The sequence below is a fragment of the Pseudomonas sp. CAN1 genome, from assembly GCF_030462585.1.
Lineage (GTDB): Bacteria > Pseudomonadota > Gammaproteobacteria > Pseudomonadales > Pseudomonadaceae > Pseudomonas.
Genome location: NZ_JASMRU010000020.1, coordinates 13,674 through 26,303 on the forward strand (window position 1 = coordinate 13,674; position 12,630 = coordinate 26,303).

Consider the following 12,630-nt stretch of genomic DNA (forward strand, 5'->3'; position numbering starts at 1 on the left):
CCATTCGGACAGCGGCACCACAATCTGACAATGGATGACTAGGGTTCCGGCTCGCGCAGCGAGTGACTGGTCCGAGAGTCATCGACCTCCAGCGAGGTTACACGGCGGGACAAAAGCCCGGGAGACGAGAGCGACAAGTGCCGCCCGACTCCTGCCTGCCCGCCCATCGACTGGAGATGCTCCATGCGCAAGCCCCTTCTGACCGCCCTGTTCGCCGCCGGCCTCGCCGCCTTCAGCCTCTCGGCCGGCGCCGCCGCGAAGAACAGCTTCAACCTCTGCTGGACCATCTACGCCGGCTGGATGCCCTGGGAATATGCGGCCAGCCACGGCATCGTCGACAAGTGGGCGAAGAAGTACGGCATCGAGATCAAGGTCACCCAGCTCAACGACTACATCGAGTCGATCAACCAGTACACGGCGGGCCAGTTCGACGGCTGCACCATGACCAACATGGACGCCCTGACCATCCCCGCCGCCGGCGGCGTCGACTCCACCGCGCTGATCGTCAGCGACTTCTCCAACGGCAACGACGGCATCGTCCTCAAGGGTGAAGGCAAGACCCTGGCCGACCTCAAGGGTATGAACGTCAACCTGGTGGAGCTATCCGTCTCCCACTACCTGCTTGCCCGCGCCCTGGAGAACGCACGTCTCAGCGAGAAGGACGTGAAGACGGTGAACACCTCCGACGCCGACATCGCCGCCGCCTTCAACACCGACGACGTGCAGGCCGTGACCACCTGGAACCCGATGCTCGCTGAGGCCCGCGCCAAGCCGGGCACCACCGAGGTGTTCAACTCCAGCCAGGTCCCCGGCGAGATCATGGACATGATGGTGGTCAACAGCGCGGTCCTGAAGGACAACCCCGCGCTGGGCAAGGCGCTGACCGGCGCCTGGTTCGAAACCGTGGCGCTGATGCAGGGCGAAAGCGCCGAGACCCGCGCCGCGCTGGAGCACATGGCCAAGGCCTCGGGCACCGATCTCGCCGGCTACCAGAGCCAGCTTGCCACCACCAGGTTGTTTGCCACGCCGAAGGAAGCACTGGCCTTCGCCACCAGCCCGAAACTGCCGGCGACCATGGACAAGGTCGCGGCCTTCTCCTTCGCCCACGGCCTGCTCGGCGAGGGTGCGAAAAGCGCCGAGGCGGTCGGCATGAGCTTCGCCGGCGGCCTCACCACCGGCGACGCGCAGAACCTCAAGCTGCGCTTCGACCCGACCTACGTGCAGATGGCGGCCGACGGCAAGCTCTGAGGCTCTTGGGCTTTTCGTAGGAGCGAGCTTGCTCGCGAACCGCATGACACCTGGGTGCCAAGCGGAACTCCGTTCGCGAGCAAGAACTGGGCGTCCCCCTCGCTCCTACAAGTAGCCTCCACCGCGATCAACAGGTACGACCCATGCGCCTGATCAACCGAACCCCCGACCGCAGCGGCCGCCTGTTCCTCGTGCTGCTGCCCTTCGCCCTGCTGCTGTTCGCCTACTTCGCCGGCTCCACCTCACGGTTGGCGGAGAACCCCAACGACAAGCTGCTGCCCAGCGCCGCGCAGATGGCCGACGCGGTGAACCGCCTGGCGTTCAGCGAAGACAAGCGCACCGGCGAGGTGCTGTTCTGGCAGGACACCGGCGCCAGCCTGCAACGCCTTGGCATGGGCCTGTCCATCGCCGCCCTGCTCGGCCTGGTGCTGGGTATCGCCGCCGGCAGCGTGCCGTTGTTCGGCGCACCGCTCTCGCCGCTGCTCACCGTGCTGTCGATGATCCCGCCGCTGGCGATCCTGCCGGTGCTGTTCATCGTCTTCGGCCTCGGCGAGCTGTCCAAGGTGGTGCTGATCGTCATCGGCGTCGCCCCCTGCGTCGCCCGCGACATCGAACAGCGCGCCCGGGAAATCCCCCGCGAACTGCTGATCAAGGCGCAGACCCTGGGCGCCAGCACCTGGACGCTGATCCTGCGCGTGGTGCTGCCGCAGCTGCTGCCGCGCCTGCTGATCTCCCTGCGCCTGATGCTCGGTTCGGCCTGGCTGTTCCTCATCGCCGCCGAGGCCATCGCCTCCACCGACGGCCTGGGCTACCGCATCTTCCTGGTGCGCCGCTACCTGGCCATGGACGTGATCCTGCCCTACGTGGTGTGGATTACCGCGCTGGCCTGGCTGATGGACTGGGCGCTGCGCGCGCTCACCCGGCGCGCCTTCCCCTGGTACGAAGGAGGCAAGGCATGAGCTTCATCCAGGTGAAGAACGTCTGGCAGGAATACGCCGGCAACGTGGTGCTCGAACGCCTGAATCTGGAAGTGAAGGAAGGCGAGTTCTGCACCCTGGTCGGCGCCTCCGGCTGCGGCAAGTCCACCTTCCTGCGCCTGCTGCTCGGCCAGGAACGCCCCAGCCGTGGCGAGCTGCTGCTCGAAGGCCAGCCGCTGGCCGCAGAACCCGACCCCAGCCGTGGCGTGGTGTTCCAGCGCTACTCGGTGTTCCCGCACCTGACCGTGCTCGACAACGTCGCCCTCGGCCTGGAACTGCCGCGCTCGCCGCTGCTCGGCCGGATGTTCGGCGCCGCCAAGCGCGAAGCCCGAGAACAGGCCGCCGAACTGCTCAAGCGCGTTGGCCTCGGCCACGCCCTGCAGCAGTACCCGAGCGCCCTCTCCGGCGGCATGCAGCAACGCCTGGCGATAGCCCAGGCGCTGGTGATGAAGCCGCGTGTGCTGCTGCTCGACGAACCCTTCGGCGCACTCGATCCCGGCATCCGCAAGGACATGCACGCCCTGCTGCTGGAGCTGTGGCAGGAAACCCGGCTCACCGTGTTCATGGTCACCCACGACCTCGCCGAGGGCTTCAGCCTGGGCACCCGCCTGCTGGTCTTCGACAAGGTCCGCCACGACCCGCAGGCGCCCAATGCCTACGGCGCTCGCATCACCTACGACATCCCGCTCAACGCCGACCGCCGCGCGGCCCGCGCCGCCCTGCCGGCCACGCTCGCCGCGCGCCTGCAACCGGCCGCCGAGCCCGCGATCACGCCGGCCKACTGAAGGAACCCGCCATGAACGAACTGCGCACCACCCTCTATGAAGATACCGTCCCCGGCGGCGGCCACAACTCCTTCGTCCTCAAGCGCGGCCAGCTACTGCGCCTGACCGACCTGGAAGGCGGCGGCAACGCCAGCGTGCTGCTGTTCAACGCCGCCGAGAAGAGCGAGCGGCTGAACCTGCCCGACAGCCTCAAGTGCCAGCACACCGCGCGCCTCACCGCCGGCCACTGCCTGTACTCGGACATGGGCCGCGTGCTGGCCGCCATCACCGCCGACACCTGCGGCTGGCACGACAGCCTCGGCGGCGTGCTCAACGCCGCCGAAGTACAGGAGAAGTACGGCGCCGGCCGCTATCAGGAACTGCGCAACGGCTTCCACCGCAACGGCGCGGACAACCTGCTGGTGGAAATGGGCAAGTGGGACATGCGCCTGCAGGACCTGCTGATGTGCCTGAACCTGTTCAGCCGAGTGGACGTCGACGCCGACGGCTGCTTGCGCTTCGCCCAGGGCAACTCGCAAGCCGGCGACTACGTCGAGCTCTATGCGCCGATGGACACCCTCGTCGTGCTCACCGCCCTGCAGCACCCGCTGGACCCGCACCCGCAGTACGCGCCCAAGCCCATCGGCCTGACCTGGCAGCAGGTCGCGTCCGACGGCATCAGCGTGCTCTGCCGCACTTCCCGCGCGGAGAACGGCCGCGGCTTCCACAACACCGAACGCCAGTACCTGTAAGGAGCGCGAGCATGCCCATCGTCCCCAGCGACAAACACCCCGAAGCCTGCGTCTCGCGCACCCTGATCCCGGCCGGCGAACCCAGCCTCACCGAACTCAAGGCCGGGCAGACCCTGCGCATCCTCGACCTGGAAGGCAACCAGGCGGTGGACACGCTGTTCTTCAGCGCCGCCAACCCACGCGAGCGCTACGACGTGCAGCGTACCCTGCGCAAGCAGGGGCAGGTCTACCTCAGCGCCGGCAGCGTGCTCTGGTCCAACCTCGGCAACCCGATGCTGACCATCAGCGCCGACACCTGTGGCCGCCACGACACCCTCGGCGGCGCCTGCGCCCAGGAAAGCAACACCGTGCGCTACGCCCTGGACAAGCGCTACATGCACAGCTGCCGCGACAACTTCCTGCGTGCCAGCCTGCACGACGGCCGCCTGACCAAGGCCGACATCAGCCACAACATCAACTTCTTCATGAACGTGCCGGTCACTGCCGAAGGCGGCCTGACCTTCGAGGACGGCATCTCCGGCGCCGGCAAGTACGTCGAGCTGCTCGCGCACATGGACGTCATCGTCCTGATCTCCAACTGCCCGCAGCTCAACAACCCCTGCAACGGCTGGAACCCGACCCCGGCGGAGTTGCTGGTATGGGACTGATGCGGCTGCAGGCGCTGCGGCGCTGGCTGTACGCGCTGAGCCAGAGCCGGAGTGCTCAATGCAGCCCAACACTCCGAGTGGCGAGTACCTGTAGGAGCGAGCTTGCTCGCGAACAGACTTCGCCCGAGCCCCGGAGCTAAGCAGGGTTCGCGAGCAAGCTCGCTCCTACGAAAAGCGTCTGCGCCACGGACGACCGTGGTGCGCAAAGAATGACGGCGGGACGGCCCGCCACCCCATGGGGACGCCCTCATGTTCGACAAGCTCCTGATCGCCAACCGCGGCGCCATCGCCTGCCGCATCCTGCGCACCCTGCGTGAGCTGCACGTAGAAGGCGTGGCCGTCTACTCCGAAGCCGACGCCGCCAGCCTGCACATCCAGCAGGCCGCCCAGGCCATCAGCCTCGGCGAAGGCCCGGCGTCGAACACTTACCTGGTGGTCGAGAAGATTCTCCAGGCTGCCCGCGCCAGCGGCGCGAAAGCGATCCATCCCGGCTACGGTTTCCTCTCCGAGAACGCCGCGTTCGCCGAAGCCTGCGAAGCCGCCGGCATCGCCTTCGTCGGCCCAACACCGGAGCAACTGCGCCTGTTCGGCCTCAAGCACACCGCTCGCGCGCTGGCCCGCGAGCAGGGCGTGCCGATGCTCGAAGGCACCGACCTGCTGGAAGACCTTGACGCCGCCCTGCGTGCCGGCGAGCAGGTCGGCTACCCGGTGATGCTCAAGAGCACCGCCGGCGGCGGCGGCATCGGCATGCGCGTGTGCCGCTCGGCGGACGAACTGCGCGATGCCTTCGACGCGGTAAAGCGCCTGGGGCAGAACAACTTCAGCGATTCGGGCGTGTTCATCGAGAAATACATCCAGCGCGCCCGGCACCTGGAAGTGCAGGTGTTCGGCGACGGCCACGGCGAAGTGATCGCCCTCGGCGTGCGCGACTGCTCGGTGCAACGGCGCAACCAGAAGGTGCTGGAAGAGACCCCGGCGCCCAACCTCCCCGCCGGCATGGCGCAAGCCCTCTGCGCAGCGGCAATCCAACTGGCAAAAGCCGTCAGCTACCGCAGCGCCGGCACCGTGGAGTTCGTCTACGACAGCGAGGCGCAGCGCTTCTACTTCCTCGAAGTGAACACCCGCCTGCAGGTCGAGCACGGCGTCACCGAACAGGTCTGGAACGTCGACCTGGTGCGCTGGATGATCGAGCTGGCCGCAGGCGACCTGCCGTCCCTGGGCAAGCTGGCGGCAACGCTGAAGCCCAGCGGCCACGCCATCCAGGCGCGCCTCTACGCGGAAGATCCGGGCCGCGACTTCCAGCCCTGCCCCGGCCTGCTCACCGCCGTGCAATTCCCAACGGCCGACGGCAAGGCGCTACGCATCGACACCTGGGTCGAGGCCGGTTGCGAAATCCCGCCCTACTTCGACCCGATGATCGCCAAGCTCATCGCCTGGGCGCCGACCCGCGAACAGGCCAGCGCCGATCTCGACCGCGCCCTCGGCAAAAGCCAGCTCTACGGCGTGGAATGCAACCGCGACTACCTGCGGCAGACTCTCGCAGACGCCCCCTTCGCCAGCGGCTCGCCCTGGACCCGCTGCCTGGAAGGCCTGCGCTACCGCGCGCAGACCTTCGAAGTGCTCAGCGCCGGCACCCAGACCAGCGTGCAGGACTACCCCGGCCGCCTCGGCTACTGGGCCGTGGGCGTGCCGCCGTCCGGGCCGATGGACGACCGCGCGCTGCGCCTGGGCAACGTACTGCTGGGCAACCCCGAAGGTGCCGCCGCCCTGGAAATCACCATGAGCGGCCCGACCCTGCGCTTCAACACCAACGCCGTGGTGGCCGTCACCGGCGCAACGTTGCCGATCAGCCTGGATGGCATCGAGCAGCCGATGGACACGGTGCTGCTCATCGCCGCTGGCTCCACCCTCAGCCTCGGCACCGTTGGCGGCGCCGGCGCGCGCAGCTACCTGTGCCTGCGCGGCGGCCTGCGGGTGCCGGACTACCTGGGCAGCAAGAGCACCTTCACCCTCGGCCAGTTCGGCGGCCACGGCGGCCGTGCCCTGCGTGCCGGTGACGTGCTGCACCTGACGGAGCTGGCGGACGACAGCCACGGCGCCAGCCTGCCGCCAGAACTGCGTACCGAGCTGCCAGCCGTAAGGCAAATCCGCGTGATCTACGGCCCCCACGGCGCGCCGGAATACTTCACCCCGGCCTACATCGAGACCTTCTTCGCCACCGACTGGGAAGTGCATTTCAACTCCAGCCGCACCGGCGTGCGCCTGATCGGCCCGAAGCCGGAATGGGTGCGCGAGAGCGGCGGCGAGGCCGGGCTGCACCCGTCGAACATTCACGACAACCCCTACGCCATCGGCGCGGTGGACTTCACCGGCGACATGCCGGTGATCCTCGGCCCGGATGGCCCGAGCCTGGGCGGCTTCGTCTGCCCGGTGACGGTGATCGAGGCCGACCTCTGGCAACTCGGCCAGCTCAAGGCTGGGGACAAGGTGTGTTTCCTGCCGGTATCCATTTCCGGAGCCCGTAAACTGGCCGCTCTTCGTAGGAGCGAGCTTGCTCGCGAACCGCATATCGCCGAAGTGCCAGGTGGAACTCCGTTCGCGAGCAAGCTCGCTCCTACAGGTGTACAAGCCAGCTCCGCTGCTCCCGGCTCCCCCTCACCCCAGCCCTCTCCCAAAGGGAGAGGGGGCAGTACGGAGCTGCCGGTGATTGCCGTGCTATCCGGCCACGCGGACAGCTCCCTCTCCCGCTTGCGGGAGAGGGCGGGGGGTGAGGGCAGCCCGAGCACCATGCTCACCTCCCCCGTCGTCCTCGACCTCGGCCAGGACGACACCCGCCTGCTCGCGCGCCTCTCCGGCGACACCCACCTGCTGCTGGAAATCGGCCAGCCCGAGCTGGACCTGGTCCTGCGCTTCCGTGCCCACGCGCTGATGCAGGCGCTGGAGGCGAAGGATCTTGCCGGGGTGATCGACCTCACCCCCGGCATTCGCTCGCTGCAGGTGCATTACCAGCCGGAAACGCTGCCGCTGCAGAGCCTGCTGGAAACCGTCGCCGGCCTGTGGGACGCCGTCTGCGCCGCGCAGGACCTCAAGGTGCCCTCGCGCATCGTGCACCTGCCGCTGTCCTGGGACGATCCGGCCTGCCAGCTGGCCATCGAGAAGTACATGACCACCGTGCGCAAGGACGCGCCATGGTGCCCGAGCAACCTGGAGTTCATCCGCCGCATCAACGAGCTGCCGGACCTGGAGGCGGTGTACCGCACCGTGTTCGAAGCCAGCTACCTGGTGATGGGCCTGGGCGACGTCTACCTCGGCGCTCCGGTGGCCACGCCACTGGACCCGCGCCACCGCCTGGTCACCACCAAGTACAACCCGGCGCGCACCTGGACCGCGGAAAACTCCGTGGGCATCGGCGGCGCCTACCTGTGCGTCTACGGCATGGAAGGCCCCGGCGGCTACCAGTTCGTCGGCCGCACCCTGCAGATGTGGAACCGCTACCGCGAGGTCGCGGCGTTCGACGGCAAGCCGTGGCTGCTGCGCTTCTTCGACCAGGTGCGGTTCTATCCCGTGTCCGCCGAGGAGCTGCTGCGCATCCGCCGCGACTTCCCGCTGGGCCGCTACCCGCTGCGCATCGAGCACAGCGAACTGCGCCTGGCTGACTACCAGCAGTTCCTCGCCGAGGAAGCCGAGAGTATCGCCGCCTTCCGCAGCCACCAGCGCGCCGCCTTCGATGCCGAGCGCGAGCGCTGGATCGCCTCCGGCCAGGCGCACTTCGAGAGCGAGGAAGCTGCCGTCGACACCGGCGAGGACGCCCCGCTCGGCGCCGGCCAGCACGCCGTCGAAAGCCACATCGCCGGCAACCTCTGGCAGGTGCAGGTAGAAGCCGGCGCCAGCGTGAAGGCCGGCGACATCCTGGTGATCCTCGAATCCATGAAGATGGAAATCCCCCTCACCGCCCCGCGCGACGGCGTGGTGCGCGAGGTCCGCGTGCAGCCTGGCTCGCCGGTGCGCGCCGGGCAGCGGGTGGTGGTGATGGAGGAGGCCTGAGCAGGTCTGCCAAGAGCACAGAGCCCCTCACCCCAGCCCCCTCTCCCGCAAGCGGGAGAGGGGGCTGTTCGGAGCAGGCGGACGCATTCGATTCATCCTGAATCCACGGCCCGGCCGGTGGATTGAACCCAACACCCCGTCGGACTGCTCTTCCCCCTCTCCCTCCGGGAGAGGGCCGGGGTGAGGGCAATCCGAGCGAAGCACTGATAGGCCCAAAGGAATCCCAACCATGCCCACCACCTTCGACCTACGCCTCGCCACCCTGCGCACCGCCTACCGCGAGGGCCGCGCCACGCCGCGCCAGCTGATCACCGAACTGCGCGACAAGGCCGCCTCGCTGAACCCGGACTACCACCTGTTCATCCACCTGCTCAGCCTGGAAGAACTGGAACCCTACTTCGCCGCGCTGGAGGAAAAATCCCCCGAAGCGCTGCCGCTCTATGGCATCCCCTTCGCCATCAAGGACAACATCGACCTCGCCGGCATCCCTACCACCGCCGCCTGCCCGGCCTTCGCCTACACGCCAAAAGTGTCGGCGGCGCTGGTGCAGCAACTGATCGACCTGGGCGCCATCCCGCTGGGCAAGACCAACCTCGACCAGTTCGCCACCGGCCTCAACGGCACCCGCTCGCCCTACGGCGAATGCCGCAACAGCGTGCTGCCGGAGTTCGCGTCAGGCGGTTCCAGCGCCGGTTCCTCGCTGGCCGTGGCGCTGGGCGTGGCGAGCTTCGCCCTGGGCACCGACACCGCCGGCTCCGGCCGCGTGCCGGCAGCGCTCAACGGCCTGCTGGGGCTCAAGCCGAGCAAGGGCCTGCTGTCCAATACCGGCCTGGTGCCGGCCTGCCGCACCCTGGACTGCATCACCTACTTCACCGCCAGCGCCGCCGAGGCCAGCGAGCTGCTGGGCCTCACCGCCCGGCTCGACCCGCTGGACGGCTACAGCCGCGCCAATCCCGCCTGGAACGACGCCAGTGCCTTCGGCGCGCCCAAGCCCTTCCGCTTCGGCGTCCCCTGCGCCGACCAGCTGGAATTCTTCGGCTGTCACGAAGGCCCGGTGTTGTTCACCGATGCCCTCGACCAGCTCAAGGCACTGGGCGGCGAGGCTCGGGAAATCGACTTCGCCCCTTTCCTCGAAGCCGCGCGCCTGCTCTATGAAGGCCCCTGGGTGGCCGAGCGCTACAGCGTGGCGGGCGAGCTGATCGAGCGCGACCCGCAGGCCGTGCTGCCGGTGATCCGCGATGTGCTGGCGAAAGCTCCCGGCGCCACCGCCGTGCAGGCGTTCCGTGCGCAGTACCGGCTGCAGGAACTCAAGGCGCAGTGCGATGCGATCCTCGCCGACCTCGACTGCGTGCTGACCCCCACCATCGGCCGGCCGGTGACGCTGGACGAGCTGCACGCCGAACCGGTGAAGCGCAACTCCGACCTGGGCTACTACACCAACTTCATGAACCTGCTGGACTACGCCGCCGTCGCCGTGCCCAGCGCCATCATGGGCAACGGCCTGCCCTGGGGCGTGACGCTGTTCGGCCGCGCCTTCACCGACCAGTACCTGCTCGGCGTGGCCGACGCCCTGCAGCGCCGGCACAACCTGCCGCTCACCGGCGGCAACGCCATAGCCCCAGCATCCTCCGCCAACCCCGCGCGCAACGACCGTGCACGCCTGGTGGTGTGTGGCGCGCACCTGGACGGCCTAGCGCTGAACTGGCAACTGCGCCAGCGCGGCGCGCGCCTGCTGCGCGCCACCCGAAGCGCCCCGGCCTACAAGCTCTACGCCCTGGCCGGCGGCCCGCCGCTGCGTCCCGGCATGCTGCGTGTGGCCGAGGGCGGCGTGGCCATCGAAGTGGAAGTCTGGGAACTGCCCAGCGCCGAGCTGGGCTCCTTCCTTACCGGCATCCCCGCGCCGCTGGGGCTGGGCAAGGTACAACTGGAGGAGGGCAGCTGGGAAACCGGCTTCATCTGCGACCCCTGGGGCCTGGACGGCGCCGAGGACATCAGCCGCTTCGGCGGCTGGCGAGCCTGGCTGCAGAGCCGGAGCTGATCACCAGGGGATTCCGTAGGGCGCATGACGCGCCAGCGTTATCCGCCACGCCGGATCGGCGGATAACCTGTTCCAGGTTATTCGCCCTACGTTTCTACGACGCTCCGAAAACCGATCCGCGCGTAGGAGCGGACTCCGTCCGCGATGACCTGCCCCCGCGCAAGGGTTACCCAGTACCCGTGGAACCCCGCCCCGCCGACAGCTAGAGTTCAAGCATCCCCCGCCGCGAGGAGCGGTCATGCCCGAACTCAGCCACCAGCAGGCGCAGCGCCGCGTCGATGACATCCTGGCCTTCGAGCGCGAGCTCGGGCGCCTGCAGGACGAAGGCGCCCTGCGTCTGGACAACGCCCAGCGCGAAGGCCTGCACCAGCACCAGCAACGCCTGCTCGCCGACTACCGCGCGCGCTTCGACATCGATCGCGACAGCCAGGACCATCGCCTGTCGCTGGGCATGCGCATCGCCTCCTTCCTCGGCGCGCTGGCCCTGGCGGCGAGCCTGTTCTTCCTGTTCTACCAGTTCTGGGGGCTGTTTGCGGAGACCGCCCAGGTGGTCATCCTCATCGCCGCCGCCCTGGGCAGCCTGCTGCTGACCCTGGCCCTGCAGCAGCGCGACGCCTCCGGCTACTTCGCCAAGCTGGCAGCGATGCTGGCCTTCGCCTGCCTGGTGCTGAACGTGCTGATGATCGGGCAGATCTTCAATATCACGCCCTCCGACAAGGCCCTGCTGCCCTGGGCCGCCTACGCCCTGCTGCTGGCCTACACCTGCGATGCGCGCCTGCTGCTGGCCACCGCGCTGATCTGCCTGATGGGCTACGTCGCCGCGCGGGTCGGCACCTGGAGCGGCGCCTACTGGCTGGACGTGGGCGAGCGCCCGGAGAACTTCTTCCCCGCCGCGCTGCTGATCTTCCTCGTCCCCTCGTTCATCGCCCAGGGCCGCTTCGACGGCTTCGCCGCGATCTACCGGGTGTTCGGCCTGCTCGGGCTGTTCCTGCCGATGCTGGTGCTGGCCAACTGGGGCGGCGGCAGCTACCTGCCGCTGGGCTTCGGCGCGGTGGAGCATCTGTATCAACTGCTCGGCTTCGTCGCCTCGGCGCTGGTCATCTGGCTCGGCGCGCGCCGCGAGTGGCCGGAAGTGGTGAATACCGGGCTGACCTTCTTCGTCATCTTCCTCTACACCAAGTTCTTCGACTGGTGGTGGGAGGTGATGCCCAAGTACCTGTTCTTCCTCGTGCTGGGCCTCTGCGCGGTGCTGATCCTGCTGATCCTGCGGCGCCTGCGCAGCGCCCACGGCCTGCTCGGAGGTGCCAGCGCATGAACTGGACACGCACCCACGCACTGCTCGGCGGCGTCGGGCTGATCCTGCTGGTCAACGCCGTCGCCCTCGGCGGCGTAGCCTGGAACCGCTCGGGCGAGGCGGACAGCCGGCTGCCGCTCAGCCAGCGCGAACTGCTGCGCAACAGCTCCTGGCACAACGAGAACAGCGGGCTGAGCCTGCGCCTGCAATGGCGTTTCCCCAGCGAGGACGAATACGCCAAGCCACGCAGGCTGGCCTGGGCGCCGCAGATCACTGCCAGGCAGATGGAAGAACTGGGCTTCGCCATGCCCGAGCAGGTCGACGACAACAGCGCCCGCCACTTCGACCGCCAGCAATCACGCGCCGCCCTGCTGGTGCTGGAACTCGACGGCCCGCTGTACCAGCGTGAACTGCAGCTGGCGCGCAAGCATCTGGAGGAGGCGCAGCAAGCTGCCAACGCAGCGCCGGACAACCACAAGCTGGACTACGAGCTCAAGTACGCCCGCAGCGCCCTGAACAGCGAGGAAAAGCACGCCAGCCGCCTGCTGCTCAAGGACGTAGGCCTCCACCAGGCCGCCCTGCGCCAGCGCTACCCGGACCGTCAGCGCTACCTCATCGTGCAGGGCCGGGTGCGGCCGATCTCTCAGCTCCACGAGCACATCTGGACCCTGGGCGGCACCGCCAGCGCCCTGGGCCTGGACGCCATCAACGTGCCGCACCACTGGCGCGAGAGGCTGGACGAGATCACCGCGCAACCCAACCGGGCAGCCGACAGCCGCGCACAACCCTTCGTCGCCGAGGTCGCCTTCGGCAGACGGCTGGAGCCGTGGATCGACAAGGTCGAAATGCCCTGAGCAGCCGGGCGC

At 68.5% G+C, this 12,630-nt stretch carries 9 protein-coding genes and 1 riboswitch; all 9 genes read left to right on the forward strand.

Features of this window, described 5'->3' with window-relative positions; translation table 11 throughout:
* The first annotated feature begins 27 nt into the window (after positions 1 to 27).
* Positions 28 to 126: riboswitch (guanidine-I (ykkC/yxkD leader) on the forward strand.
* 57 nt (positions 127 to 183) lie between these two features.
* Positions 184 to 1,248, forward strand: a complete 1,065-nt coding sequence (locus tag QO207_RS22015) for a putative urea ABC transporter substrate-binding protein (RefSeq protein ID WP_301534421.1) — start codon at positions 184 to 186, stop codon at positions 1,246 to 1,248.
* 143 nt (positions 1,249 to 1,391) lie between these two features.
* A complete protein-coding gene (locus QO207_RS22020) occupies positions 1,392 to 2,207 on the forward strand; it encodes an ABC transporter permease (protein WP_301534422.1) in 816 nt (271 codons plus the stop codon).
* Positions 2,204 to 3,010 (forward strand): ABC transporter ATP-binding protein, encoded by an 807-nt coding sequence (locus tag QO207_RS22025; RefSeq protein WP_301534423.1) that lies wholly within the window; start codon positions 2,204 to 2,206, stop codon positions 3,008 to 3,010. The genes QO207_RS22020 and QO207_RS22025 overlap by 4 nt, the downstream gene beginning before the upstream one ends.
* 11 nt (positions 3,011 to 3,021) lie before the next feature.
* Positions 3,022 to 3,741, forward strand: a complete 720-nt coding sequence (locus QO207_RS22030; protein ID WP_301534424.1) for an urea amidolyase associated protein UAAP1 — start codon at positions 3,022 to 3,024, stop codon at positions 3,739 to 3,741.
* Positions 3,742 to 3,752: 11 nt separating this feature from the next.
* The gene (locus QO207_RS22035) at positions 3,753 to 4,388 is read left to right on the forward strand and encodes an urea amidolyase associated protein UAAP2 (protein WP_081517598.1); all 636 of its coding nucleotides are present in this window, start codon (positions 3,753 to 3,755) and stop codon (positions 4,386 to 4,388) included.
* A gap of 249 nt (positions 4,389 to 4,637) precedes the next feature.
* Entirely contained in the window at positions 4,638 to 8,432 is a 3,795-nt protein-coding gene (locus tag QO207_RS22040; protein WP_301534425.1) for a 5-oxoprolinase/urea amidolyase family protein, read from the forward strand.
* A gap of 229 nt (positions 8,433 to 8,661) precedes the next feature.
* Positions 8,662 to 10,470, forward strand: coding sequence for an allophanate hydrolase (gene atzF / locus QO207_RS22045; protein ID WP_301534426.1), 1,809 nt, complete (start codon positions 8,662 to 8,664; stop codon positions 10,468 to 10,470).
* A gap of 238 nt (positions 10,471 to 10,708) precedes the next feature.
* Entirely contained in the window at positions 10,709 to 11,785 is a 1,077-nt protein-coding gene (locus tag QO207_RS22050) for a DUF2157 domain-containing protein (protein ID WP_301534427.1), read from the forward strand.
* Positions 11,782 to 12,618 (forward strand): DUF4824 family protein, encoded by an 837-nt coding sequence (locus QO207_RS22055; protein ID WP_301534428.1) that lies wholly within the window; start codon positions 11,782 to 11,784, stop codon positions 12,616 to 12,618. The genes QO207_RS22050 and QO207_RS22055 overlap by 4 nt, the downstream gene beginning before the upstream one ends.
* Positions 12,619 to 12,630 lie beyond the last annotated feature (12 nt).

Excerpts from the sequence above, each read along its gene's own strand:
- QO207_RS22050 (WP_301534427.1), top strand. The coding sequence starts at position 10,709 with ATGCCCGAACTCAGCCACCAGCAGGCGCAGCGCCGCGTCGATGACATC.
- QO207_RS22030 (WP_301534424.1), top strand. The coding sequence starts at position 3,022 with ATGAACGAACTGCGCACCACCCTCTATGAAGATACCGTCCCCGGCGGC.
- QO207_RS22040 (WP_301534425.1), top strand. The coding sequence starts at position 4,638 with ATGTTCGACAAGCTCCTGATCGCCAACCGCGGCGCCATCGCCTGCCGC.
- QO207_RS22055 (WP_301534428.1), top strand. The coding sequence starts at position 11,782 with ATGAACTGGACACGCACCCACGCACTGCTCGGCGGCGTCGGGCTGATC.
- QO207_RS22020 (WP_301534422.1), top strand. The coding sequence starts at position 1,392 with ATGCGCCTGATCAACCGAACCCCCGACCGCAGCGGCCGCCTGTTCCTC.
- QO207_RS22015 (WP_301534421.1), top strand. The coding sequence starts at position 184 with ATGCGCAAGCCCCTTCTGACCGCCCTGTTCGCCGCCGGCCTCGCCGCC.
- QO207_RS22035 (WP_081517598.1), top strand. The coding sequence starts at position 3,753 with ATGCCCATCGTCCCCAGCGACAAACACCCCGAAGCCTGCGTCTCGCGC.
- atzF (WP_301534426.1), top strand. The coding sequence starts at position 8,662 with ATGCCCACCACCTTCGACCTACGCCTCGCCACCCTGCGCACCGCCTAC.